Annotated in this window: 32 protein-coding genes; 28 read left to right on the top strand and 4 right to left on the bottom strand. The window is 42.7% G+C overall.

Features of this window, described 5'->3' with window-relative positions:
• Window positions 1-86 precede the first annotated feature (86 nt).
• Window positions 87-479 carry a hypothetical protein gene (locus tag ORQ98_RS22765; protein ID WP_274691114.1) on the top strand — a complete coding sequence of 131 codons (393 nt, stop codon included), beginning with the start codon at window positions 87-89 and terminating at the stop codon, window positions 477-479.
• A gap of 20 nt (window positions 480-499) precedes the next feature.
• Window positions 500-718 carry an HP1 family phage holin gene (locus ORQ98_RS22760; protein WP_274691113.1) on the top strand — a complete coding sequence of 73 codons (219 nt, stop codon included), beginning with the start codon at window positions 500-502 and terminating at the stop codon, window positions 716-718.
• A gap of 28 nt (window positions 719-746) precedes the next feature.
• On the opposite strand, the gene ORQ98_RS22755 is transcribed toward ORQ98_RS22760, so the two are convergent.
• The gene (locus tag ORQ98_RS22755; RefSeq protein WP_274691112.1) at window positions 747-1,511 is read right to left on the bottom strand and encodes a substrate-binding periplasmic protein; all 765 of its coding nucleotides are present in this window, start codon (window positions 1,509-1,511) and stop codon (window positions 747-749) included.
• Window positions 1,512-1,646: 135 nt separating this feature from the next.
• Between ORQ98_RS22755 and ORQ98_RS22750 the strand changes: the two genes are divergently transcribed.
• Window positions 1,647-2,381, top strand: coding sequence for a phage antirepressor (locus ORQ98_RS22750; protein WP_274691111.1), 735 nt, complete (start codon window positions 1,647-1,649; stop codon window positions 2,379-2,381).
• 296 nt (window positions 2,382-2,677) lie between these two features.
• Here ORQ98_RS22750 and ORQ98_RS22745 read toward each other — a convergent pair whose 3' ends face one another.
• Window positions 2,678-2,800: a hypothetical protein gene (locus ORQ98_RS22745; RefSeq protein ID WP_274691110.1), complete on the bottom strand. Its 123-nt coding sequence runs from the start codon at window positions 2,798-2,800 to the stop codon at window positions 2,678-2,680.
• A 37-nt stretch (window positions 2,801-2,837) separates the two neighbouring features.
• On the opposite strand from ORQ98_RS22745, the gene ORQ98_RS22740 reads away from it, so the two are divergent.
• From ORQ98_RS22740 to ORQ98_RS22635, 23 genes are all read left to right on the top strand, one after another.
• Window positions 2,838-3,446, top strand: a complete 609-nt coding sequence (locus ORQ98_RS22740) for a terminase small subunit (protein WP_274691109.1) — start codon at window positions 2,838-2,840, stop codon at window positions 3,444-3,446.
• Window positions 3,361-5,379, top strand: coding sequence for a terminase gpA endonuclease subunit (locus ORQ98_RS22735; RefSeq protein WP_274691108.1), 2,019 nt, complete (start codon window positions 3,361-3,363; stop codon window positions 5,377-5,379). The genes ORQ98_RS22740 and ORQ98_RS22735 overlap by 86 nt, the downstream gene beginning before the upstream one ends.
• Complete coding sequence (locus tag ORQ98_RS22730; protein ID WP_274691107.1) at window positions 5,376-5,585, top strand: hypothetical protein; 210 nt, start codon at window positions 5,376-5,378, stop codon at window positions 5,583-5,585. Before ORQ98_RS22735 ends, ORQ98_RS22730 begins: the two co-directional genes overlap by 4 nt.
• Window positions 5,582-7,156, top strand: a complete 1,575-nt coding sequence (locus ORQ98_RS22725; protein ID WP_274691106.1) for a phage portal protein — start codon at window positions 5,582-5,584, stop codon at window positions 7,154-7,156. Before ORQ98_RS22730 ends, ORQ98_RS22725 begins: the two co-directional genes overlap by 4 nt.
• Window positions 7,149-8,486: a S49 family peptidase gene (locus ORQ98_RS22720; RefSeq protein WP_274691105.1), complete on the top strand. Its 1,338-nt coding sequence runs from the start codon at window positions 7,149-7,151 to the stop codon at window positions 8,484-8,486. The genes ORQ98_RS22725 and ORQ98_RS22720 overlap by 8 nt, the downstream gene beginning before the upstream one ends.
• Complete coding sequence (locus ORQ98_RS22715; protein ID WP_274691104.1) at window positions 8,483-8,845, top strand: hypothetical protein; 363 nt, start codon at window positions 8,483-8,485, stop codon at window positions 8,843-8,845. Before ORQ98_RS22720 ends, ORQ98_RS22715 begins: the two co-directional genes overlap by 4 nt.
• Before the next feature lie 66 nt (window positions 8,846-8,911).
• Window positions 8,912-9,841 carry a hypothetical protein gene (locus tag ORQ98_RS22710; protein WP_274691103.1) on the top strand — a complete coding sequence of 310 codons (930 nt, stop codon included), beginning with the start codon at window positions 8,912-8,914 and terminating at the stop codon, window positions 9,839-9,841.
• A complete protein-coding gene (locus tag ORQ98_RS22705; protein ID WP_274691102.1) occupies window positions 9,834-10,175 on the top strand; it encodes a head-tail joining protein in 342 nt (113 codons plus the stop codon). The genes ORQ98_RS22710 and ORQ98_RS22705 overlap by 8 nt, the downstream gene beginning before the upstream one ends.
• Complete coding sequence (locus ORQ98_RS22700) at window positions 10,159-10,767, top strand: hypothetical protein (RefSeq protein WP_274691101.1); 609 nt, start codon at window positions 10,159-10,161, stop codon at window positions 10,765-10,767. Before ORQ98_RS22705 ends, ORQ98_RS22700 begins: the two co-directional genes overlap by 17 nt.
• A complete protein-coding gene (locus tag ORQ98_RS22695; protein WP_274691100.1) occupies window positions 10,745-11,308 on the top strand; it encodes a hypothetical protein in 564 nt (187 codons plus the stop codon). The genes ORQ98_RS22700 and ORQ98_RS22695 overlap by 23 nt, the downstream gene beginning before the upstream one ends.
• A complete protein-coding gene (locus tag ORQ98_RS22690; RefSeq protein ID WP_274691099.1) occupies window positions 11,298-11,882 on the top strand; it encodes a phage baseplate assembly protein V in 585 nt (194 codons plus the stop codon). Before ORQ98_RS22695 ends, ORQ98_RS22690 begins: the two co-directional genes overlap by 11 nt.
• A 69-nt stretch (window positions 11,883-11,951) precedes the next feature.
• Window positions 11,952-12,509, top strand: coding sequence for an ankyrin repeat domain-containing protein (locus ORQ98_RS22685; protein ID WP_274691098.1), 558 nt, complete (start codon window positions 11,952-11,954; stop codon window positions 12,507-12,509).
• A gap of 6 nt (window positions 12,510-12,515) precedes the next feature.
• Complete coding sequence (locus tag ORQ98_RS22680) at window positions 12,516-12,869, top strand: GPW/gp25 family protein (protein WP_274691097.1); 354 nt, start codon at window positions 12,516-12,518, stop codon at window positions 12,867-12,869.
• Entirely contained in the window at window positions 12,859-13,704 is an 846-nt protein-coding gene (locus ORQ98_RS22675; protein WP_274691096.1) for a baseplate assembly protein, read from the top strand. Before ORQ98_RS22680 ends, ORQ98_RS22675 begins: the two co-directional genes overlap by 11 nt.
• Window positions 13,691-14,407 (top strand): phage tail protein I, encoded by a 717-nt coding sequence (locus ORQ98_RS22670; RefSeq protein WP_274691095.1) that lies wholly within the window; start codon window positions 13,691-13,693, stop codon window positions 14,405-14,407. The genes ORQ98_RS22675 and ORQ98_RS22670 overlap by 14 nt, the downstream gene beginning before the upstream one ends.
• A gap of 1 nt (window position 14,408) precedes the next feature.
• The gene (locus ORQ98_RS22665) at window positions 14,409-15,461 is read left to right on the top strand and encodes a phage tail protein (protein WP_274691094.1); all 1,053 of its coding nucleotides are present in this window, start codon (window positions 14,409-14,411) and stop codon (window positions 15,459-15,461) included.
• 50 nt (window positions 15,462-15,511) lie between these two features.
• Window positions 15,512-16,669 carry a phage tail sheath C-terminal domain-containing protein gene (locus ORQ98_RS22660; RefSeq protein ID WP_274691093.1) on the top strand — a complete coding sequence of 386 codons (1,158 nt, stop codon included), beginning with the start codon at window positions 15,512-15,514 and terminating at the stop codon, window positions 16,667-16,669.
• Between the two features lie 15 nt (window positions 16,670-16,684).
• Entirely contained in the window at window positions 16,685-17,191 is a 507-nt protein-coding gene (locus ORQ98_RS22655; protein WP_274691092.1) for a phage major tail tube protein, read from the top strand.
• A gap of 53 nt (window positions 17,192-17,244) precedes the next feature.
• Window positions 17,245-17,517 carry a phage tail assembly protein gene (locus ORQ98_RS22650; protein ID WP_274691091.1) on the top strand — a complete coding sequence of 91 codons (273 nt, stop codon included), beginning with the start codon at window positions 17,245-17,247 and terminating at the stop codon, window positions 17,515-17,517.
• The gene (locus tag ORQ98_RS29665; RefSeq protein WP_425347705.1) at window positions 17,517-17,660 is read left to right on the top strand and encodes a GpE family phage tail protein; all 144 of its coding nucleotides are present in this window, start codon (window positions 17,517-17,519) and stop codon (window positions 17,658-17,660) included. Before ORQ98_RS22650 ends, ORQ98_RS29665 begins: the two co-directional genes overlap by 1 nt.
• Before the next feature lie 18 nt (window positions 17,661-17,678).
• The gene (locus tag ORQ98_RS22645; RefSeq protein WP_274691090.1) at window positions 17,679-20,153 is read left to right on the top strand and encodes a phage tail tape measure protein; all 2,475 of its coding nucleotides are present in this window, start codon (window positions 17,679-17,681) and stop codon (window positions 20,151-20,153) included.
• A complete protein-coding gene (locus ORQ98_RS22640; RefSeq protein WP_274691089.1) occupies window positions 20,146-20,562 on the top strand; it encodes a phage tail protein in 417 nt (138 codons plus the stop codon). Before ORQ98_RS22645 ends, ORQ98_RS22640 begins: the two co-directional genes overlap by 8 nt.
• Before the next feature lie 37 nt (window positions 20,563-20,599).
• The gene (locus tag ORQ98_RS22635) at window positions 20,600-21,451 is read left to right on the top strand and encodes a hypothetical protein (protein ID WP_274691088.1); all 852 of its coding nucleotides are present in this window, start codon (window positions 20,600-20,602) and stop codon (window positions 21,449-21,451) included.
• 31 nt (window positions 21,452-21,482) lie between these two features.
• Here the strand turns inward: ORQ98_RS22635 and ORQ98_RS22630 are convergent, their stop codons facing one another.
• Window positions 21,483-21,905 carry a hypothetical protein gene (locus tag ORQ98_RS22630; RefSeq protein ID WP_274691087.1) on the bottom strand — a complete coding sequence of 141 codons (423 nt, stop codon included), beginning with the start codon at window positions 21,903-21,905 and terminating at the stop codon, window positions 21,483-21,485.
• 176 nt (window positions 21,906-22,081) lie between these two features.
• Here ORQ98_RS22630 and ORQ98_RS22625 point away from each other — a divergent pair, with 176 nt between their 5' ends.
• A complete protein-coding gene (locus ORQ98_RS22625) occupies window positions 22,082-22,285 on the top strand; it encodes a tail protein X (RefSeq protein ID WP_274691086.1) in 204 nt (67 codons plus the stop codon).
• Here ORQ98_RS22625 and ORQ98_RS22620 read toward each other — a convergent pair.
• Window positions 22,282-22,461, bottom strand: a complete 180-nt coding sequence (locus tag ORQ98_RS22620) for a hypothetical protein (protein ID WP_274691085.1) — start codon at window positions 22,459-22,461, stop codon at window positions 22,282-22,284. The two genes, ORQ98_RS22625 and ORQ98_RS22620, sit on opposite strands and share 4 nt — an antisense overlap.
• 16 nt (window positions 22,462-22,477) lie before the next feature.
• Here ORQ98_RS22620 and ORQ98_RS22615 point away from each other — a divergent pair, with 16 nt between their 5' ends.
• The gene (locus ORQ98_RS22615) at window positions 22,478-22,732 is read left to right on the top strand and encodes a hypothetical protein (protein WP_274691084.1); all 255 of its coding nucleotides are present in this window, start codon (window positions 22,478-22,480) and stop codon (window positions 22,730-22,732) included.
• Window positions 22,733-22,779: the final 47 nt, after the last annotated feature.

The following is a 22,779-nucleotide window of genomic DNA, read 5'->3' as shown; positions in this document are numbered from 1 at the left end:
TGCACTTGGTCTATTCATTTACTGCCACCACCAGCGAACTACATACTCTCAAGATTATTTAAACAGAAAGCGCAACTCAAAGAAAAATGATAGCCACTATCGTCACAGCCGTTAGTAGTTTATTTCAATCCTATTTAACCAACAAACAGCACAAAGCCGAACTTAAGCAAGCCATCCACAAAAAGCAACTAGATGAAATCCAGCAAGGTAATATCAGTGCTTCAGAACTGGATTCAATTAGTATTCAGTCACGAGGCTGGAAAGATGACTTTCTACTGATTATCACTGTTTTACCTTTAGTTGTTTGCTTTGTACCTGGTATGAGTATTTATATCCAGGACGGCTTTGACGCATTAAAAGCCAGTGTACCAGAGTGGTATTTATACGCTTTAGCCCTCGTTTTTATTGATACCTTTGGATTTAGACGAATACTGCGTAGTGTGTTAGTTCAGTATTTAACAAACAAATTTGGTAAATAACTGACAATACGGTTAGCCTGATGGTAACTGCAAAAATCATCTCAAACGCCCCTTATGTCGCCAGTGTAGTCACTGTGATTGCTGGTCTAACACTCAAAGACTGGGGTGTCATTATCGGCATTATTCTCACCACGATTACTGTTGTTGTGAATTGGGTGTACAAGCATCGGCAGGATAAGCGGGAGACGGTTTTGTTTTACCAAAAAGTAAATGAAGCAGTTGAGCAAACAGACAAGTAAATGTTTTCAAACTACTATTAGAAGGGTATTATTTTTTTAAATAATACCCTTCTAATAGCTTATTATAGTATTCATCATAAGTACCATCTTTATGCATAGACTTCAATGCTTTATCAAAAGCCTTAAGGAGTGGCTCGGAATCTTGTTTTGTTTTAGGAAATAGAAGGTATAGGTTATCTGTAGTAATTGGTTTGGAGGAGATATCTACTAGTTTTGCTGTTCCTGGCGCAAATTTATGGTTAAGTATTGAATAGCCAACTATCATTGACAGCGCAAATAAGTCTATTCTTTCATTTAGTAGCATATTCAAACCGATCTCATCTGAGTTAATGGTTTCAATAGTTAATCCATGTTCCTCAGATTGCAATTTAGGAGTATAAGCGTAACTCCTTGTAGTCCCAATTCGAAAATGAGCAAGATCACTAAGTTTCTTCCATTCACCAACTTGTGTAGTTCTTAGATGAAAAAAAACTATATCCTCTGAGGCAAGTGGTTCTTCATTACAGTAATAGTCTTGTTTTCTTTTTACCGTACAAAACCAAAAAGCTGAAGCATGGTATTTACCAGACAGTCCTTCTTTATAAGCCCTAGCCCATGGGAAATAATAGTAGATAACATTATAACCAGCTCGTTTAAAGGATTCTTTTATAATATGACTAATAAATCCACCATGTTTGTAATTTTGAGAAGACCATGGTGGGTAGTCACCAGTCGTAATCTTTATCATCTTTTTTTCTGCTCCATAAGAACAAAAACTAAGAATTATCAGTAAAATAACAAACCACCGACTCATTATGATTAAGTCCTTGATCACACATATATTCAGAATAGCAATTTCTCTTAACTTTCACGAAAACAATAATTGCGAACATTTGATCTAGCTAACCCCTACAAAACTTTCCTTAAAGTCATAAAAAGAGCGTAAAAAATGAATGACATAATTCCATTTCAATTCGGCTCATCCTCCATTCGTGTCATTAATAGAGAAGGCGAACCTTGGTTTGTGGCCAAGGATGTTGCTGATGTACTGCTGTACTCTGAAGCAAGTGCGATGACACGCACTTTAGATGATGACGAAAAGGGTCTGCAGATTATACAGACCCTTGGTGGAAGCCAGGGGTTACAGGCTATTAACGAATCGGGTCTTTATTCAGCCATCTTAAGAAGCCGCCGGCCCGAAGCCAAAATCTTTAAAAAATGGGTTACCAGTGAAGTGCTTCCAACTATTCGTAAAACTGGCAGCTATGGTACAACTCAAATTGATTGGACTAATACACAGCAAGTGGCAGGGATACTGGCGCAGTCAATGGAAAGAATCCAAGAACAAAGCCAACAAATAGGCGCTATGAAGCCTCAAGTTGAAGCCCTTGAACGTATCGCTAAATCCGATGGTGGTATGTGTATTACCAATGCTGCTAAAGACTTGCAGGTTAGGCCAAAGGATTTATTTAGTTGGTTATCTAAGAATAAGTGGATATATCGTAGGGCGGGCCATGCTAGCTGGACGGCCTATCAAAATAAAATACAGCAAGGTGTTTTAGAACATAAAGTCACTGTTGTCAGTCGTTCAGATGGATCAGAGAAAACCACTGAACAAGTGAGGGTGACCCCTAAAGGTTTAGCTTTATTAGCCGAACGATTTAACCAGTTTGAAGTTGCTTAAATAATTTCACGCCTAATATTCATAACCCTTGCCCACTTCGGTGGGATTTTTTTATTCAGGTATTTATCATGCAATTAATATTATTAGCTGTCTTATTATCTTCCATTTTTAATTACTCAATAAGCCTGGGCACTCCTGTTAGTGATGACAAAACAATTAATGATTAATGGTAATTACAATATTATTGCTCGCATTATTGCATTACTATTATTACTGCATCGTCACTGTCACAATAGGTTCTTCCGGGGGCAGCAAATATTATTGCGGGTCGTAGAGCCGCGCGGTTTGCGTATTTTTCAATTTGCCAAAAAAGCTGCCCTTCTTCCACCTTTATCGTTCAAATCATAACCAGATGGTAAAGCTAACTGATTGTTTTTTTTGACATCCTTGTTTTCAAAAAAGGTGGCAAAGGTGGACATGCCTGGACAGCCTAGTTGCCACCTTTTTGGAATCTAGATGGGTATACCCACATTTCTGAACAAAAAAGACTATGCCGACCTGCGGGGTGTATCTGAGCGAACGGTTGGTCGTTGGTTATCTGAAGGGTTACCTCATGATGGCAGTGGTAAAAAGGGCGACCCCATCCAAATTAATTTAAATGCGGCGATTGCATGGGAGATTGAACGGGAAGTTGAAAAGCAACTGGGGGGCAAACATACCCCAGGTGATGAAAGCACCACTTATGCTCAAGAAGAGTTATTAAAGCTACGCGCTGAGCGTCGTATTAAAGAAGCCGAAGCCGATTTAAAAGAAGTCGAGCGTGATGAAAAAGCACAACAGGTGATCGACTTAGAACAAGCCTCCATCAAAGTGGCTGAAGCCCTTACTCAAATCAGCATTATTTTAAAGCCCGTGGGCCGTAAAATTATTCCTAAAGTGATGATTGCGCAAAATGAAGCCCAGGGTTTAAAGCTTTGGGATGATGAAGTGAACCGTGCCTTTACCACAGCTGCCAATATTCTCGAAGAATTAGCCATTAATGAACAATCAGCTAGCAAAAATACTGGCAGTGATGGCCAAAGCGATTCGACCAGCGCCACGTCGAACAGCATGGCAATGGGCTGATGCTAAACGGGTGTTACCCCCTGGTTCACCAGAGCCCGGTCCTTGGAATAGTAACCGCGCTCCCTGGGTAAAAGGCATTACCCATGCTGTCGCCGATCCGTTGTATAAAGAAATCTGCGCGGTATTGGGTGCGCAGATGTCCAAGACAGATGGTGTGTTATTAAACTGCATTGGCTGGAAAGCGGATGAAGACCCAGGCCCAGCGATGTATGTGGGGCCAACCCGTAAAAATGTGGAGTCTATTTCTAAAGACCGCTTTTCTAAATTAGTGAAAGCGGTTCCCAGCTTATGGGAGGCACTAGCCAAAGGTAAAAAAGAAACCATCCACGAAAAATTTATTAATGGCCAACGGCTGGGGTTTGGTTGGGCTGGCTCTGCTACCGAGTTAGCCTCCCACCCGGTGAAAGACGTTTACATTGATGAGCTGGACCGGATGACCAATGATGTGGGGGGCGAAGGTGATCCTTATACGGTAGTGGGTGCACGGATCAGTAATTACATTGATGGCAATATTAGTGTTGTCTCTACACCAACTGTCGGCCAAGCTGAAACCTATATTGATAATGATATCGAACGCTGGGCACTGGTGGATAAAGAGAATTTATTCTCACCGATTTGGTTGATCTGGCAACAAGGCGAACGATTTGAATGGGCTTGGCCATGCCCTGAATGTCATCAATATTTTATTGCTCGGCAGAAATTATTATTTATTCCTGATGAGGCGACACCGACAGAAGCGAAACAACAAGCCCATTTAATCTGTGGTTGTTGTGGGTGTGCCATTTACGAAAGAAGCAAGGAATGGATGAATGATCGTGGGGTATTTATTGCCCCCGGCCAAAAGCCCACGGCTTTTAATGATCAGCTTCATACAGCGACTGTTGTGCAAGAGGGCCAATCTCATCATGTTCCTTTCGGTTTTTATTGTCGTTCACCCACCAATAATTCAATTGCGTCGTTTTGGGTGTCCGGCTTATGCAGTCCTTGGCAATCGTTTGGTGATCGTGCACGGGAATTAGTTGCCGCTCAACAAACGGGGAAGCCAGGCAAAGTCCAAGGGATTATTAATACCCGCTTTGGTGAGCTGTTTGCGGTGGTAGGCGATGCCCCTGAGTGGAAATTGGTATTTGAACGACAACGACCTTATTACCTGTGCCAAATCCCCGCTGGGGTAAAAAAGATTTTAATGGGTGTGGATGTTCAAGGCGACCGACTAGTGTATGTGGTGCGTGGTTTTGGTTACCACTTTACTTCCTGGTTATTGGATTACGGTGAAATTCTGGGAGAAACAGAATATGAAGCCGTCTGGCATGAATTAGCGGCTTATATTCAACGGCCTTTTGCTGGCCAATCGATTCATCGGGTACTTATTGATTCCGGTTTTAAACCCGGTGGTAAAAACAACCCAAAACACATGGTGTATGAATTTGCTCGGCGTTTTTATGGTTATGCAATCCCCACCAAGGGAAGACCTACCCAGGATAAGCCGTATAAATTCTCGGAAATCGATCAAAAAGGTCACGCCAAGCAACCCTTAAAGCGGATGCTATTGGATACCGATCACTTTAAATCCTGGGTGCATAACCGATTAGCCTGGCCAGAAGATCAAGCTGGTGCCTGGTTTGTGCCGATGGGGATCAGTGATGACTATGCCAAACAGGTAACAGCAGAAGCCCGCTCGATTGATGAAAAAGGCACAGTGCACTGGATGAAAATACGCACCCATAACCACTATTTTGATGCAGAAGTGTTAGTGGCTGCAGGGGCACATTTAGAACAAGTACATCGGTTACCCCCGACGCCTTTGGATTTAGCCATGGGCGAAACCAGTGCACCAACAGCAGAAAATAAACCACTTGTTGTATCCGCGCCGCCACGTCCAAGCCGAAAACGTCAAAAGCGGCGTGGTGCACTCAGTGAATGTAAATTATGAGCCGACAAACCATTCAAAACGAATTAGCCTCGATTAATCAGGCCATTACTACCATTTTAGAAACGGGTCAAAGCGCTACCATCAGTACTAGTTCCGGTACCCGACAAGTGACCATGGCTAGTTTAAATACCCTTTATCAACGTAAAGCCGAACTGGAAAAAAGGCTCCGCGGTGGACCTAAAGTGTTTAAGGGCATTCCTATATGAGAATGAACCTACTGGATAAGGTCATTCACTATATAAACCCAGTCAAAGGCCAAGAGCGTTTTCAGGCACGGGTATCTGTGGCAGCTGCCAGCTCTTTTACCGGTGCTTCTCGCAGTAAAGGCGCGCTAAAAGGTTGGTTTACTTCCCGCAAGCCAGCGGATGAGGATATTAATCCGGAACTGGATGAACTACGTGCAAGGTCACGGGATTTAGAGCGGAATAATGCGTTAGCCCATGGCGCAATAAATACCAAAGCGGTTTATGTGGTGGGTACCGGTTTACGACCCGAGCCGAATATTGATTATGAGTTTTTAGGCTTAACCTCAGAAGAAGCCGAAACACTCCAAGGCCAAATTGCTAGGGAATTTAATCTAGTCGCGGAAAGCCGCGAGGCGGATATTGCAAGACGCAAAACTTTTTATCAAAAACAATTCGAGCTTTACCACAGCAGCAAGGTTAATGGGGATGCGTTTTTATTATTGCCCTATTTAAATCGAGCGGATTTTCCCTATCAAACGAAATTCCAATCCATTGAATCGGATCGGGTATCGAATCCCAATTTACAGCGGGATGATGAAAAATACTCAGCGGGTTTTCAGCTGGATAGGTACGGTGCCATTAAAGGCATTCACATTAAAACTAAAATAGGCAATAAACCTACTTGGCGTTATGTACCGTTATTTGCCAGTAATGGCAGACCTAATGTCTTAATTGCCTCGAATAAAAATACCCGTGCCAGCCAAACCCGTGGCATACCCGACTTGTCGCCGGTGATTGAAGTGATTAAACAGTGTGGTCGCTATGTGGATGCTGAATTAATGGCAGCGGTGATTAGCTCTAAATTTACAGTATTTGTTAAATCCTCCAGCCCAGAAGCCGCTGACGCTTTTGCGCCAAATGCTGGTGGTGCCAGTCATTTTGATGATGAAGCTGAGGAAAAAATCAGCGAAGAAAGACCCGAATATCGCTTAGGTGATGGACTGGTGGTGCAACTGGATGAAGATGAAAGCATTGAGACGGCTAACCCTGGTCGTCCTAATGCGGTGTTTGATCCGTTTGTTACGGTGCTTTGGAAACATATGGGAGCCGCACTGGGTATCCCGTTTGAGATTCTAGTCAAGCATTTTTCAGCGTCTTACAGTGCCAGTAAAGCGGCTTTACTCCAGTTTGCGCATTTTATTGCGGTAGATCGAGCGAATTTAGTGGTGGATATTTGCCAGCCCTATTATGAAACCATTATCGCAGAAGCAGTGGCCAACGGTAGGCTACACATGCCGGGTTTTTTAAATGATTTACTGATTCGTAAAGCCTATACCCGTGCGTTATGGCATGGTCCTGTATTGGGGGATATTGATGAAGTGAAAGCGGCTAATGCCGCTGAAAAACGCCTTAACATTGGCATCAGCACCCACGAAGTCGAAACACGCCGGCTATTAGGTCATGACTGGGATCAGATTAACCAGCGCCGGATTATTGAAGAGCGCAAAAAATATAAACCCACTACCACCGAAAGCCCGGCCACTGAGCCGGGTTTTTTAATGGACGAAGACGAAGCACAAGACGATGAGTAAAACACTCGCCTTAAATTGGCTGGCTACCCAGCAATGGTTAATTCGGCCTGACGTACTGGAAACGATGACGGGTATTGCTAAGCGTGAAATCGTTCAGCAACTGCAAGACATACAGCTAGTGTCAGTAGAAGGTGAAGCGGCTGGCAACAGCACCACGATTACCTCAAATGGTGTCGCCCTGATTGAAGTCACAGGGGTCATTTCTCGCTATGCCAGTTGGTTTCACGATATTTGTGGCGGCATTTCCACCGAAGCCCTGTGTACAGATTTTAAAGCGGTCTTAGCTTCACCCGACGTGAGCGGTATTGTGTTTCGCTTTGATTCCCCTGGCGGCAATGCCAAAGCCATTCATGAGTTTGCGGAAATGATTTATCAAGCGCGCGGCCAAAAGCCAATAATGGCTTATGTCGGTGATGAAGCTTGTTCGGCTGCGTATTGGATTGCCAGCGCCTGTGATGAGGTGGTGATTGATCCCACGGCAAGTGTCGGCTCTGTCGGCGCGGTCCTGACCTTATCCATTAGTCAATCTGATAAGGATGAAGAATTAATCGAGTTTGTCTCCAGCCATGCCCCAAAAAAGCGAATTGATCCGAGAACTGATGAAGGCCGTGAAGAATATCAAGAACGCGCCAATGCGTTAGAAACTGTATTTATTGATCGAGTAGCACGGAATATGGGCGTCTCGATTGAGCATGTGCATGAACAATTTGGCCAAGGCGGTGTTTTAGTCGGTCAGGCAGCCGTTGACCGGGGGATGGCGCATCGGCTGGGTAGCTTAGACGACATTTTAGGTGAATTAACCACAGAGAGAGTAATGATGACAACAGCAGCTTCTACAACAACGGAACCTACCGTAAACACAGCAGCCACAACCGAGCCCACCCTACAAATTGCTGCCGGCGCTTCAACCGAGGTGATTATAGAAACCTTAAAAGACGATCACCCGACAGTTGTTGCCGCCTTAATAAATGAGGGTAAACAACTGGAAAATCAGCGGGTAAAAGCCGTGTTTGAACAAGCCATGCCTGGTCATGAAGCGCTATTAAATACCTTGGCGCTTGATGGCAAGACATCTGGACCAGAAGCGGCTATGCAAATATTACAAGCAGAGCGCAAGGCCGCACGACAATACCTGCAAACCAGCCAAAAAGAAGCACCTAAAGTTGAAGATGTACCGACATCAGATGGCTCTGAAGGTATCGATAAAATTGATGCTAACGCCCTAGCGAAACAAGCCCGTCAATTAGTCATGGCCGCTGAGCAACAAGGCGAAAGACTCAGTTACGCCCAAGCCATTAAACAAGTGCAAACAGGAGTAATCACAGAATGAAATTAGGTTTTATTAAGGGGTATAAACCCGACACCGATATCCCTCCTTTTCGGATTGTCGCTTATGGGGCGACACCAGGCAGCGTGAAATTAGCGGCTAATGGTAAAGCTATATTAAAAGGTGTCACAGGTAATTTAGTCTCAAACGCTGGTGAAATGTCAGATGTGATTAGCACAGGCATTGGCTGTATTGAATACGGGACTAATGTTAATTATGGGCAATGCCTGACAGCCGATAAACATGGGCGCGGCATCCCCGCTAAAGCCACTGATAATATAATTGGCTATGCCGAACAATCCGGGGTTGAAGGCGACGTAGGGGATGTCTATTTACAAATCACTAATCAGCCCGCCACCTAATTAATTATTATTTTATCTTCATTTTTTTATTTTTAGTTTTTACCTTTATTTTTAATAGGATTATTTATGCAACGTCCGTTTAAGATCGAGCCTCAACGGCTCGCGTTAACCATTGCCTATCAAAATAAAAAGCTGATTGCAGATCAGGTCTTGCCCCGTACCCCCGTTGGCTCTGAAATATTTAAATATTCGGTATTTGCCCCTGAGCAGTTTTTAACAGTGCCAGAGTTAGAAGTCAGTCGTCGGGGAGTCGTGAATGAAGTGGAGTTTACGGGTGATGAAACAGAAAGCTCCACCAAAGATTATGGTCTGGAAACCTCGGTACCCGAAAGTGATGTTGAAGAAGCCCCAGAACACTATGACCCGATTGATATTGCAGTAGAATCCACCACCGATTTAGTGTTATTAGGCCGTGAAAAACGGGTGGCAGATATCGTATTTGATCCCGCTAACCATGGGATTACCCGCAAGCTGAAAAAAGAAGAAGCCTTTAATAATGCCGATGCGCCGATGCAGGATTATTTAATGGCACTGCTCGATGAGCCGCTTATTCGACCGAATAAAATGGTGTTAGGCCGCGCACAATGGACCGCTATCCGTAAAAATAAAGCCCTGGTTAAAGCTCGTAATGCTAACAGTGGTGATAGTGGCATGATCTCCAGACAGGAGCTAGCAGATTTATTAGAAATTGATGAGGTCATTATTGGTGAAGCCTTTTTGAATATTGCGGTTAAAGGGCAAAAGCTGGTATTGAAAAAAATCTGGAGTGATCATTGTGCTTTTTTGCATATCGATCAGTTGGCGACGAGCCAAAATAACCGGATTACCTACGGGTTTACCGCGCAACGTAAACAACGTAGTTATAGGGAATGGTTCGATGAAAATATTGGGGTGGATGGCGGTACCCGAGTGCGCGTTTATGAAAAATTGCGCGAGTTAATCGTCGCGAAAGATTGCGGTATTTTATTGCAAGACGTTCTCCAACCGAATGGTTAATAAAAATTCAATTAATGCCCGCGCCCTGAAATTAACTACTGATACCCCTGTCACTTTAATTAAACCCAATGGCGACACGACCAATACTCAAGGTATTTTTGGTTATGCGCTGGTGGATTATGAAGCCGACGCCCCAAGCGGTGTGGTGTTTCAAAAAAGACAAGCCGTGTTAACACTGTCTACAGCCGACTGCGAAGAAGCCGATCAATCCTGGCAGGTGAAAATTAACAACCACTTGTTTTTTGTGGCACAGGGTTATCCTGATGGGCAAGGCATTACCGAGTTATGGTTAGCGAATCCACCAGAGAATAATCCCAATGACAAGTGGTGTTGATATTAGTTTTGCCCAGGAAATTGCCCGTGCCAACCGCATTATTCAGGCAGCTCCAAAGCAGTTAGAAAAAGCCTCGCAACGGGCCATGCGTAAAACCATTCGTTGGTTAAAATCCCGAATGGCCAGAGAAATCAGCAAAACCATGAAAGTCCCACAAAAGGTGATTAAAGAGCGGTTTAAGGATGCCACTACCGGTAAAGGGGTCAATAAAGTTTTTACCTTATGGATTGGTACCTTACCGTTGGCAGCCGAGCAAGTGAGCAAACCGAGGCAGACGAATAAAGGTGTGTCGGTACGTTCCCACCGGTTTGAGGGGGCTTTTTATAAACCGGTGTTTGATGGGCAAGCCAAGGTGTGGATACGCAGCAAACGTAATTTAACCTTAAATTACCCCAGCCTGAATCCTAAAAAGAAAAAGGCGATTGGCCAAGTACCTAAACACTTAAAGGGTCGTTTTCCGATACAGCGTATTGGTGTGCCTATTGATGGCGTCACCGAGGAACTATTTAAGCGTTATAAAAACCGTGCCGTCGAACGTTTTTCAACCCTGCTACAACAAGAGTTAAATTATGCAGTCAACCACGAACGATGATCTTACTTATGTCCATCAACAGATGGTGAATGCTATTCAGCAAGCCATTCCTGAAATACACCATGTGGCGGCTTACAACCCGTTAGTTGATAAAAAAGTTAAGACGCCTGGTGTGTTATTGGAAGTCGTCGGAATGGAATTAGACACCCCGATTTCCGGCGGAAGAACCGCTGTAAAAGTTGAGTTTGCTGCTCACTGCATTTTAAGTGTGGCTACCCAGCAGGTGGAGTTAGAAGTACGGAATTTTGCAGTTAAGGTTATGCAGGTGATCAATAAGAACCGCTGGGGATTAGGTGCTTTAGCACAACAACCCACGGCCTTAAGTGCTTTTCCGGGTAGTTTTAAGCCGGATGTTAAAGGTTTTAAAACTGAGGAAAAAGGCTATGAGTCCTGGGTAATCAGCTGGGAGCAAGTATTTCATTTAGGGGATATCTGGCAAGGGGTAGAATTTACCCCTGATGAAATCCTGATTAAAGGCACTCACCACATTGAAAGCCCATTTACTGAGTTTGAACCCAGAATAACTAACGATGGACTCTGATTTATTACAACGTATTGAAGCTTTAGAGCGTAAGCTAGGGCAAGTGGTTGTCAGAGGTCGTATACATGCAGTGGATCATGGGCGCCACTTAGCTAAAGTGGAATATGGCGCTGAAGGCCAACAGCAAACCACTGGCTGGCTACCCTGGAAACCACAACGAACGGGTAAAACCATCACTTGGTCGCCACCAGATATTGGTGAAGGTGCCACGGTGATTTCTGAGGGGGATTTAACCCTGGGTGAAATCATACCTGGCTCCTATTACAACCAGTTTCCAACACCCTCAAATGATAAAAATATACATATCACTGTGTATGCTGATGGTGCTAAAGAATCCTATAACCAGGAAAGCCATCATTACGAAATCCTTTTACCGGCCAGTGGCACTGTCAAGATAGTCGCCACTGGTGGTGTTGAGATTGAAGGAGATGTAAAAGTGATCGGTAATATTAAAGCGACTGGTGATATAACCGATCATACCCGTAGCATGCAGGGTGATAGGGATATTTATAACGGGCATGGTCATGATGTGCCAGGTCATGGGACAGCGGTGCCGACGGGTAATAAACAATAGTTTTACAATTATTTAAAGCAAACTAGATTGTTATTTATGGGCATGTATTTTTTAAACTAGGAAAAATTTATGCTGACGCGAATTCATAAAATATTAATACTTTTATTTGCACTTCTACCAGTTGGTCTTGCTTGTGCTAATGACATAGCAGCTTTTTTCGATGCTATAGAAAAGGGTTCTTCACAAGATATTGCTAGGCTAATTGATAAAGGCGCTGATATTGAAGATAAAAACTATCTTGGTAGAACCGCTTTAATGTATTCCGCCTATAAAGGTCAAACACACATCATAAAATTCCTTATTAATAAAGGTGCAGATATAGAGGCTAGAGATAATAGCGAAGACACTGCATTAATGTTTGCTACTCGGCAAGGCTACATTGACGCAGTAAAATTACTTATTGAAAAAGGAGCAAATATTGAAACAAAAAACAATTATGGGGTAACACCATTGATTGTTGCTGCTTATAAAGGTCATGCCGATATAGCACAACTTCTTATCGATAAAGGTGCTGATACACAAGTAGAAGATAATAAAGGTCAATCAGCGCTATTGCTAGCAAGACAAGCAGGTAATACCGAAGTTGCAAATATAATTGAAGAAGCAATAAGAAAAAATAGTAAATAGAATTTTATGAAAACCGGCACCCACGCTCACACGGGTAAAAACACCACCGGTCTCGCCTATTTACAGCAACGTATTCAAGATGCTTTAAACACGCCGATTGGCTCCTTAGTGGGCCATCGGGATTATGGCTCGCGGGTTTATGAGTTGGTTGATCGTAATGTGGACCCAGGCTTTTATATGCAAGCTTATATTCGGCTGGCTGAAGCCATTAATAACCCTGTTAATGGTTTGAATGACATTAAATTAACCACCATGGCCATTACCCGCGCAGAAGAGCATCAAATTGAATTAACTTTGCAGTTTATTTTATTGGAAAATGGCGAGCCAATTAAAATGGAGGGCATCTTAATTGAGCAGTAGAAATGCTATCGACTTATCTAAACTGCCTCCCCTTAACATTATCGATGAAACTCATTACCAAGATGAGCTAGCCACGGTAACCGAAAAAGCCAAGCTCCCCAATCCAAGCCCTGCAGATCCTGCTTATCGTATCGCCTCTGCCATGTGTTATCGGCATCGGCTACTGCGACAAAAAATCAATGAACAAATTTACGGGTTAACCTTGGCTGGAGCGATTGGACCACAGTTAGATCATATTGGACTAACCTATTACCGTACGCCCCGGCATGAAGAAGAAACCGACCAGGACTTCCGCTACCGGCTACAACTGGAGTATGAAGGTAAATCCGTGGCTGGGCCTGAAGGCGCTTATATTTTTCATGCACTGTCGGCTGATGGCCTAGTAAAAGATGTGGCAGTGAATTCCCCCGAACCGGTTGAAGTCGATTTATATATCCTGACCCATGAAAACACCGGGCAGCCGACGGAAGCCTTATTAAAAAAGGTTCGTGAATATCTGGAACCTTACCGGCCATTAACCGATAAATTAAATATTAAAGCCCCGAGTCAGCTTTTCGAATACACCATTGATGCTGTCTTGTACTTAAAAGGAGGCCCTGAAGCGTCTATTGTCGAGAATTTAAGTCGTCAACGCCTACAGCAGTACGTCATCCATCAGCATTATTTAGGTGCACAAATTACTGAGAGTAGTATTCATGCGGCGTTAACGGTGGAAGGCGTGGAAAACGTCACGTTAAAAAACTGGACTGATATAAAGTGCAAACCGTCAGAAGCGGCCTATTGCAAGAAAATCACCCTAAAAACTCAACAACTGGCAAGTGATGGCTGGTCATAACTCCCTATTACCGAGTAATTTAACCGAATTAGAGCGGGATTTAGAAGCAGCACTAGCGGATGCAAAAGCGTTAATTCCAATACCGCTTGAAACCATTTGGCACCCGTATCAATGTCCTACACCGCTATTGCCGTATTTGGCCTGGGCTGTGTCAGTCGATCATTGGCAATCCAGCTGGCCAGAACAAATTAAACGCCAGGTAATCGCCAATAGTATTGAAGTCCACGAAATTAAAGGCACTCGTCGTGCACTAGAGAAAGCCTTAGCCGCGTTAGACTTTGATATTGAGGTTAAAGAATGGTTTGAGAAAAAGCCTCCCGGTAAACGGGGGACGTTTGAGATTAAAGCCAATTTATCCAATCGAGGCATTGACGAAGCGGAGTATCAGAATGCCCGGCAAGTGGTAGATAGCGCTAAAAATATGCGAAGTCATTATGACTTAACTCTGTATCTTACTAATCAGACACCTCTGCCTAAAATGGCAATTAGTTGCCAGCAAGGCCAACAAGCCACGGTGATTCCCTATTTAGTTAAGCAAATTAACAGTCAAATTTGCAGTTGCCTGACATCAGGTTATCAAAGTGCAACCGCCCATTTAGTTTACCCAACAATCACCACCCAATTAGACAGCCAGTTAAGTCGCACGATTATAACTGGTTATCAGTCAGTGAATACCTTAACTGTTTACCCAAAAGGAGCCTGAATTGAATCAAGATTATTTTAGCTTGCTCACTGAACAGGGGCAGGCCAGGATTATTAATGCCCAAGCGTTGGGAAAAACCGTTAAATTAACTACCTTAAAAGTGGGTGATGGTGGCGAGGACGGTGGAAAAGTAACAGATCCCAAAGAAAACGACACATCACTTGTGCGTGAAAAATGGGAAGGGCCGATTAACAGTATTTTTCAGCATCCAGAAAATCATAACTGGCTAGTGGCTGAAACGGTCATTTCAGAGGAAGATGGCAATTTTTATATCACGGAATTTGGTTTATATGATGAGGATGATAATTTAATTATTGTCGGCAAATACCCAAAAACCTATAAACCCACCCTTGCTCAAGGTAGTGGTAGTAGTTTATATGTACGGGTAATTCTTGAGCTTAGTAATACCTCAACCGTTGAGTTAAAAATTGATCCAGCGATTGTATTAGCTTCACGACAGTATGTCGATGATAAGTGGAAAACTCATTTAGAAGCGGATCACCCTCACCCGCAATATGTTAAGCAAGCTGTTTATGATAAAGAGAAGCTTTATACTGGGAAACCAGGTGAAATTGGCAGTATTCGGCATGGCCTGGTGCAAGGAGTGATTGTACAGACCAGTGTCCATTCGCCTACCAGCGGTCCTTATTCTAACGGTGATTTTCCTACCACTGATTTAGAAACAGATGTTAATGTGACTTGTCATTTTGTTACGCCATTTAATATTAATAAGCCTATTGACAGTATGTTTTGGTTTCATGCTAAAGGGTACTCTTTTGGGGGCGGCAAAGAAATTGATGCAATGTTTGTGGGGTATTGTTATGGCAGTGCCAATAAGCTTATCAATGTGAATAAAAAGGGTAATTTCTCACCCAATATTTATACCGATAGACATGGCAATGTCATTTTAGCCCTCACTTTTAATAATATTATTTATACCACCATCACCATCGATTCAATGCGGGTGGGTAATGCCATCGAACTAAATAAAGGTGATATTACCTGCATACTGTCCCTCGAAACTACCATTACTTATGAGCCTACTGCTCCTTAACTCGATTACAGCCACCTTTTGTAAACACCTTTCACTATAGAGAGACAATCATGACCACCGACTATCTACACGGTGTCGAACAGTATTTGCTGGATGACCCGGTTAAACCTATTCGTATTTTATCAGCCAGCACCATTGGCTTAATTGCCACGGCTGATGATGCAGAGGAAAAAATATTTCCACTTAATACGCCAGTATTAGTAGCCAGTGATAAGTTAATTGAAAAAGCGGGTAAAACAGGCACACTGCGTGCCGCACTGCAAGATATTTACCGCCAGTCTGGCGCGGTGGTTGTTGTGGTTCGGGTGCCTGAGCCTAAAAACCAAGCAGAACCCACAGAAGAAGAGTTAGCCACTATTATTGGTACGGTCGATAATGACACGGGCATTTATACCGGCTTAAAAGCCTTGCGTATTGCTGAAGCATTACTTGGGGTTAGACCTCGCTTAATGATTGTGCCTGAATTTTCCCATTTGTATGATGTGGCTGCCTCAATGGAGACTGAAGCTAAAAACCTCAATGCCATTCCCATTATTGATGGTGATGAGTCAGGCTATAGCAATGTCATTCAAATGGCGGACAAATTCAAAGAAGCTTTTTTTGTTAACGGTGGGATTAAAATATTAGACCCAGCCGCGAAGAAAAAAGTCACCCGTAAAGCCTCAGCCACTATTGCAGGCCATATTGTCCGGGTGGATTTTAGTGAGGGGTATTGGCATTCGCCGTCTAACCGTAAAATCTATGGTATTACGGGCACGTCTGAGAAAGTGGATCATGCCATTGGTTCCCGTACAAGCAAAGCCAATCTTTATAACTCGGAAAATGTCGCAACCATCGTGAATCAGCAAGGCGGCTGGTATTTATACGGCAACCGTCTTTGTAATGGCGTCATGCTCCCACATCAACGGGTACGCTATATTGTCGGAGACTCCATTCTTTATGCGCACCAAGAAATGGTGGACCGCAATATTACCCGTGATTATGTCGATGCAGTCAAAGCACGGGTGAATAACTTATTACGTCGACTAAAAGCACGGCAAGTGATTTCGGGTGGTGAATGCTGGATAGATGAAGAGCTCAACCTGGCGGATATTGGTACTGGCCAAGTGACTTGGGATTATGATTTAGGGCTCTATGATATCGCTGAGCGTTTAACCTTCCGCCAACACATCAATAAAACCTACAACGAACAAGTCTTTACCAGTTAATAAGGAATTAAATCCATGAGTGTCCCCAGTATTTTGACGGATATGAATGCCTTTTTTAAGGATGAATCCTTTGTGGGTATTTGTAACACCATCACTTTGCCGAAAGTAGCCTATAAAACCAGTGACTTTACTTTGGCAGGCGTGGCCGGTGATATCGAACGCAGTTTACATAAGCTGGAAAAGTTAGAGGCAGAAGTCACCGTCTCGGATTACAACGCGAAGGTCATTGATTTATTAGGTCAGCCCGAAAGCAAACAAGAAGAATTTCGTATTCGCGGCTCATTGGATGTGAACGGCGAAATAAAAGCCATTATGGTGAAACTCAAAGGGCTTTGGAAAAGCATGGAGTTTAATGAATTTAAACCCGAATCTGAAGCCACCTTAAAATTCGCTATCGTTGCCGATGTGTATGAGTTTGAAATGGATAATAACCAGCTCATTTATATCGATAAGAAAAACTACGAAGTCAAAATCAACGGTGTGGATCGCACTAAAGCGATTCGCGAGGCGTTGGGTATTTAATTTTCAATCGTTAATTCAACTTTAATTATTAGTTTATCTATAAAGGAAAACACATGACAACAACCATTACCTTAACGTCACCCATTAAACGAGGTGACACCACCATTGATCAAGTCACCTTACGAGAACCGCGCGCCGGTGAACTACGCCGCCTTAAATTAATGGATGTGATCCAGCAGGATGTTAGCAGCCTGCGAATATTATTACCGCGTATTTGTGAACTAACGGCTAATGAAGTGGATGAATTAAGCCTGGTGGATTTGGGTAACATTGCGTCGGAAGTCACCCTTTTTTTCATGGACTCGACTCAATACCCAGCGATGTAATGGCTATTGAGGCTGATTGTTTTATGGTGTTCCAAGGTTGGGATATCCAAACTACAGCTGACATGTCTTTAACCGAATTGATGCACTGGCACGCTCTTGCCGTAGAACGTCAAACCGCTATTAACGCGCAACTCACTTCCTAATCAAGCTAATTTACATTTATGTCTGGTAATACAACGACACGTCTGCAGTTGGTGATGGCACTGGCGGATAAACTCAGTGCACCTATGCGCCAGGTTACCCAGCGGACAAATCGCTTTAATCAGCAAATTACCAATAGTCGTGAAGCATTAAATCGACTGGGCAATACGCGCAGTGCCATCAATAACTTTCGGGAGTTAAGGCGTCGGACCAATCAAACGGCTGCCGCGTTAACAGATGCACAACGGGATGCGGCAAGGATTGCACAACAGTTTAATCGTACCAGCAATCCGACCCGGCAGCTGACCCGACGCATGCAGGAGGCCACCCGACATGTAAGACAGTTACAACAGCAGCAACAAAGTGAACGGCAAGAGCTGCAGTGTATGCGAGGTGAGTTGCGGCAGGCTGGCGTCTCTACCAATAACTTAGCCCAAGCCACTCGTCGTATTACCCAGCAGACCGACCGCTACAACCAGCAGTTAGAAGAACAGCAGCAACGATTAGCACGGGTACGCCGAGCTGAAGAGCGCATGGGACAATTGCGTGAACGTAATAGTAACTTAAAGTCGAAATTAATGGGTGATACCGCCAAGGTGGGTGCTGCAGTTTTTGCTGTGAAAAAACTCACGGATGCTTATGGTGATATGGTATCTGCCAAGGGCGAAATAGGTTCCCTGGGTATTGATGAAAAAGGCCAGGAAATCATTGCAGCCAAAGCCAGGGAGTATTCCAATCAGTGGTCAAAAACCACAACAACTGAATTTATTAGGGCCTCATACGACATTAAGTCAGGCATTGCCTCACTTGGGGATGCCGCCGTGGGTGAGTTTACCAAAATAGCCGCGTTAACGGGTGGTGCAACCAAATCCAGTACCGAGGAAATGACCAGTCTTTTTGCTTCAGGCTATGCCATTTATCGCAAGCAATTTGATGGGTTTGCTGCCAGTTATATTAAAGATTGGAAAAGCCTGAGCGAAGAAGAAAAAGATATTAAGTTCGGAGAAATGCTTAGCGCCGGTATTTCATCCTCGGTGCAAATGTTTAAAACCGATGGCTCGAAAGTTTCACAAGCGTTAAGTTCATTGGGTGCTACCGCGACGGCGGCAGGCGCTTCTATCTCTGAACAATTTTCGGTATTAGGGATGTTATCCGCTTCTATGGAAGGCGGTGAGGCGGCCACTAAATATGCCCGCTTTATTCAAAAAGCGGGTAAAGCCAGTGAAAAACTTGGGCTTAATTTTTTTGATGCAGAAAACCGCTTATTACCCGCCGTGGATATTCTACGCAAAATTAAGGAGGAATATGGCGAGCTTGATGAAGTAGAAAAGCTTGAAATATTTAAAGCCTTTGGCTCAAAGGAAGCAGTTGGCTTTATCGATACATTCTTACCTAAAATTGATGAGCTGGACGACACCATTGGTGTCATGCAAAAAAACTTGCAATCTGGTATGGCAATCACTGAGACCATGGCAGAATCCATTTTAATAGGAGGTCCTAACTTTACATTAATGGGGCAGCGGTTTAATAACTTAGCTATTTCTGTAGGAAGAGTTTTTGCCCCAGCCATGAGCTTTGCAGTGGAATTACTTGGTCGACTCGCTGAATCCGTTGCTTGGTTTATTGATAATGTGCCTATCGTGCCCGAGATTATATTATACGGTGTAAGCGCACTACTGGCTTTTAAAACGGCCACCATGGCTTGCAGAGTTGCGATGCTCGCTTGGAATGTGGCCAATATGGCAGGTATTGCCACGACAAATGCCTTGAACCTGGCCAGCATTCGAACCGGAGCGATTCAATTAGCCTTAGCCGCTAAAACTAAAGCGGTTACGGCTGCCCAGTGGTTATGGAATACAGCTCTGATGGCCAATCCGATTGGATTGGTAATTATGGCAATTGGTGGCTTAATTGCGACGGCTGCCTATTTAATCGATGACTGGGGAGTAGTCGGTGAATTTTTTAGTGGTTTATGGGAATCCATTAAATCGGTATTTAATACAGGTTGGGAATACCTTAAAAGCTTATTAGCTTTTACACCGCTCGGCATGGTAATGGAAAACTGGGCACCCTTAACCGAGTGGTTTGGTAGTTTATGGGCAACGATTAAAGCGCTATTTAGCCAAGCCTGGCAGTGGATACAAGACACTATCGTTGGTCCCATCATGGCGATTAAAGATACCTTGGGTGCAGCTTGGGATAGCCTGTTTGGTGATGATGAAAAATCGGTAGAAGTCACCCAGAAAGTAAAGCAGATGTCAGATAATGCAGCGGAGGTGATTGAAAAATCGCCGGCCATGCAATCTTCCAACAGCGCTGCACCATTAACAGGCCAAGCCAGTCGAGTTAATCAAACTCACAACCAATACAACGTAAGCGTTGAAGTGAAACAACCTAATGCTACCCCTGAAGAAATTAACCGGGCAGTCGCTAAAGCCTTAGATGAACACCAACGTAAACAAGCACGCTCCGTAAGAGGCAATCTCCATGATTAATGACATCCCTAACCAGGTCATGATGGCGTTAGGGGATTTTATGTTTAGTGTCAGTACCGTGCAGTATCAAACCTTAAAAACCAGTCAGTCCTGGCGCTGGGCGAAAAAAGATCGCTATGGACGAAAACCTGCAAAACAATTCCATGGGCCGGATGCCAATACTAAAAAGTTAGATATTGCTGTTTATCCAGAAATCAAACAAGACTTTTACTGGTTTGATAAGCTCAAGCAACTAGCCGATAAAGGCGAGCCACTACGGTTAGTTGGTGGTTCACCTTCGGGTGGTGTGGATTTGGGATTATGGGTTATAGACCAAATTGACCAGGATGATAATTATTTTTTTGAGGACGGCACACCCATGGAAATAAAAGGCAGCCTGGCGATATCTGAATATGGGGAAGATATATAACTAAAATAGGCTATATTTTATAAAAGCTGGAGGAATAATGGTGTTTAGATTTAGTATATTAATATGGCTAATAGTATGTAACTACTCGATAGCAGCTATCGAGTGTGTAAAAAGGGATAAGCCTGAAAAGGGAAGTATCTTTGAGCTTGGTGACTCAATAAAAGAGTATGATCCTAAAGATATACAAGATCGCAAATATTTAGAGTCACTTGATTTAGATTTTGATTTAAGCAAACAGAATAAGGTAACATTTACAATTCCTCCATTAATAAACAAAGTATTAGTTACAATTGATTCTCTTGAAGAAAAAGTTAAAGTAATACCTCCGGGTGAGAGCAATGATACAGGTTTTAGAAGATTAACTAAAGGGTGTGAAATTTATCAAAATAAAGCTATTGCAGGCACCTGGATAGTTGAGAGTAAAAGTGGTCTTTTAAATGTAAAGGGACAAGGCTTATTAACGTCCTTTGATATAGAAGCTCGAGTCCTTAACCCTGGTCGCCACACGTTTACTACAAGGGTTAGCAAGATTGGGAGTGAGTTTCATATAATCGGAGTCAAGTTTGATACTTATGAAGCTATGTCATTTCATTATAAAAAAATCTCTCTTTTAGAATTAAAAAATGGACAAACGACTACACTTGAAACAATTGAGGATATCCCTAAGTGTAATATTAATAAGCTAGAGCATTTGTTTGTCTATATTCAAGCCCCCAAAGAATCTAGTAGAATCATAGCCTGTCAAGATAAACAAGAAGATTATAGAAAAGAGTATATTGCTAGAGTGAATCTAAGCAAAAAATATAAATACAATAATAATTTTTATGTTGAAATAGATTTTACCTTAAATAAAAATCAATTTGCGCATAGGTTTCGGCTTAAAAAATAGTCAAGTCTTATTTTGAAACCAAAGCAAAAAACTAAAGGGCCATACTATCTTGGACTTTTTTCATTTTAATAGTTTCACCCGTTTCGTAAACACAATATGTATACTCTTCGCTTGATAGACTAGTAATAATATATGTATATGAAAAGCTATGGCCTCTTTGTTCTGGAGAAGGATGGCTATCTTTAGGTAGATTCATATCATTTACAAACTTTAATGCACAACAATTTCCATTTTTAAGTCTCCAAACTCCAAAATCAGCACTTTGTCCAAAGCCACTTTTCACCTTATATTTATATCTTCTGATAAAATTTTTATCAGATTGAAAGTCTGTTATCCAACTATATTCAGTATTATTAGGTAGCTTTTTTTCGCCTTTCCAATACCCAACTAAACTCTGGTTAACCTTATCTTTCTTCAGATTCGCATTAGACTTTTGGCATTTAGTTTTACTCATATCTAGCTGCTTTGAGCTATCAGTATCAGAGCACCCATTTAGTAAAAAAATAGTAAATGCTATTACTAGTCGCATATTTATCTCAAAATCAATGGATTAAATCATAAACTATTTACAAAATAGTACATTAACAAGCTTATTGCACCAAAAAATACCTTAATTCAATAGATAGCTATATGAAATATATCACCCAACAAAACGACATGCTCGACGCCATTTGTCACCGATATTATCAAGGTGATATCAGTACATTAGGTGCTGTATTAGCAGCCAACCCAGGCTTAGCTAATCACGGGGCTTTATTGCCTGCTGGGCTGGTGATTGAGTTGCCAACAATTCGGGCAGAAGAAAATTTACAGCGGATTACGCTTTGGGATTAGCCTGAGCTTAGGCTGAATGCTATTCCAAGTAAAAGCACCCAAGCGGCAGCTGCAATAACAATAAATGCAAAAAATATTAAAAGCAGTTCTAAGGCTATATGTAACTTTGCTTTGCGAATTGGAATACAAACTAAAGCCCATAAAATTACAGCCACAGCAACAATAAAATAAAACACTCAGGAATTCTCACACTTGCAAAAGCTTATTTATAAAATTTTAGCTAACCGCAAAGATATCACCCAGCTAATTGCAGATCGCCTTATTAAACTTACTGTACAGGATGAGGCAGGCGTTAAATCCGACGCAGTAACTATTGAGCTGGATAACCGTGACCAAACCATACAACTTCCAAAAACTGGGGCTGAATTAGAGGTCTGGCTACAGGGGGTGTATAAGGGTTTGTATGTGGTCGATGAGTTATACCAATCCTGTTTATTAGCTTGTTAAAACAGCCCAGCACCTGGAGCACAAGCTTTTAATGTTATTTTTCTTAT

Source organism: Spartinivicinus poritis, assembly GCF_028858535.1.
Taxonomy (GTDB): Bacteria; Pseudomonadota; Gammaproteobacteria; order Pseudomonadales; family Zooshikellaceae; genus Spartinivicinus; species Spartinivicinus poritis.
This window is presented reverse-complemented; position numbering and strand designations above follow the sequence as displayed.

Bases quoted from the DNA above. Each gene is read 5' to 3' on its own strand.
- ORQ98_RS22750 (WP_274691111.1), top strand. From the start codon at position 1,647: ATGAATGACATAATTCCATTTCAATTCGGCTCATCCTCCATTCGTGTC.
- ORQ98_RS22735 (WP_274691108.1), top strand. From the start codon at position 3,361: ATGAACAATCAGCTAGCAAAAATACTGGCAGTGATGGCCAAAGCGATT.
- ORQ98_RS22700 (WP_274691101.1), top strand. From the start codon at position 10,159: ATGACAAGTGGTGTTGATATTAGTTTTGCCCAGGAAATTGCCCGTGCC.
- ORQ98_RS22745 (WP_274691110.1), bottom strand. From the start codon at position 2,800: ATGTCCACCTTTGCCACCTTTTTTGAAAACAAGGATGTCAAAAAAAAC.
- ORQ98_RS22650 (WP_274691091.1), top strand. From the start codon at position 17,245: ATGACAACAACCATTACCTTAACGTCACCCATTAAACGAGGTGACACC.
- ORQ98_RS22635 (WP_274691088.1), top strand. From the start codon at position 20,600: ATGGTGTTTAGATTTAGTATATTAATATGGCTAATAGTATGTAACTAC.
- ORQ98_RS22765 (WP_274691114.1), top strand. From the start codon at position 87: ATGATAGCCACTATCGTCACAGCCGTTAGTAGTTTATTTCAATCCTAT.
- ORQ98_RS22670 (WP_274691095.1), top strand. From the start codon at position 13,691: ATGGCTGGTCATAACTCCCTATTACCGAGTAATTTAACCGAATTAGAG.
- ORQ98_RS22695 (WP_274691100.1), top strand. From the start codon at position 10,745: ATGCAGTCAACCACGAACGATGATCTTACTTATGTCCATCAACAGATG.
- ORQ98_RS22680 (WP_274691097.1), top strand. From the start codon at position 12,516: ATGAAAACCGGCACCCACGCTCACACGGGTAAAAACACCACCGGTCTC.
- ORQ98_RS22685 (WP_274691098.1), top strand. From the start codon at position 11,952: ATGCTGACGCGAATTCATAAAATATTAATACTTTTATTTGCACTTCTA.
- ORQ98_RS22725 (WP_274691106.1), top strand. From the start codon at position 5,582: ATGAGAATGAACCTACTGGATAAGGTCATTCACTATATAAACCCAGTC.
- ORQ98_RS22710 (WP_274691103.1), top strand. From the start codon at position 8,912: ATGCAACGTCCGTTTAAGATCGAGCCTCAACGGCTCGCGTTAACCATT.
- ORQ98_RS22715 (WP_274691104.1), top strand. From the start codon at position 8,483: ATGAAATTAGGTTTTATTAAGGGGTATAAACCCGACACCGATATCCCT.
- ORQ98_RS22755 (WP_274691112.1), bottom strand. From the start codon at position 1,511: ATGAGTCGGTGGTTTGTTATTTTACTGATAATTCTTAGTTTTTGTTCT.
- ORQ98_RS22705 (WP_274691102.1), top strand. From the start codon at position 9,834: ATGGTTAATAAAAATTCAATTAATGCCCGCGCCCTGAAATTAACTACT.
- ORQ98_RS22625 (WP_274691086.1), top strand. From the start codon at position 22,082: ATGAAATATATCACCCAACAAAACGACATGCTCGACGCCATTTGTCAC.
- ORQ98_RS22740 (WP_274691109.1), top strand. From the start codon at position 2,838: ATGGGTATACCCACATTTCTGAACAAAAAAGACTATGCCGACCTGCGG.
- ORQ98_RS22640 (WP_274691089.1), top strand. From the start codon at position 20,146: ATGATTAATGACATCCCTAACCAGGTCATGATGGCGTTAGGGGATTTT.
- ORQ98_RS22730 (WP_274691107.1), top strand. From the start codon at position 5,376: ATGAGCCGACAAACCATTCAAAACGAATTAGCCTCGATTAATCAGGCC.
- ORQ98_RS22720 (WP_274691105.1), top strand. From the start codon at position 7,149: ATGAGTAAAACACTCGCCTTAAATTGGCTGGCTACCCAGCAATGGTTA.
- ORQ98_RS22645 (WP_274691090.1), top strand. From the start codon at position 17,679: ATGTCTGGTAATACAACGACACGTCTGCAGTTGGTGATGGCACTGGCG.
- ORQ98_RS22760 (WP_274691113.1), top strand. From the start codon at position 500: ATGGTAACTGCAAAAATCATCTCAAACGCCCCTTATGTCGCCAGTGTA.
- ORQ98_RS29665 (WP_425347705.1), top strand. From the start codon at position 17,517: ATGGCTATTGAGGCTGATTGTTTTATGGTGTTCCAAGGTTGGGATATC.
- ORQ98_RS22690 (WP_274691099.1), top strand. From the start codon at position 11,298: ATGGACTCTGATTTATTACAACGTATTGAAGCTTTAGAGCGTAAGCTA.
- ORQ98_RS22630 (WP_274691087.1), bottom strand. From the start codon at position 21,905: ATGAGTAAAACTAAATGCCAAAAGTCTAATGCGAATCTGAAGAAAGAT.
- ORQ98_RS22660 (WP_274691093.1), top strand. From the start codon at position 15,512: ATGACCACCGACTATCTACACGGTGTCGAACAGTATTTGCTGGATGAC.
- ORQ98_RS22655 (WP_274691092.1), top strand. From the start codon at position 16,685: ATGAGTGTCCCCAGTATTTTGACGGATATGAATGCCTTTTTTAAGGAT.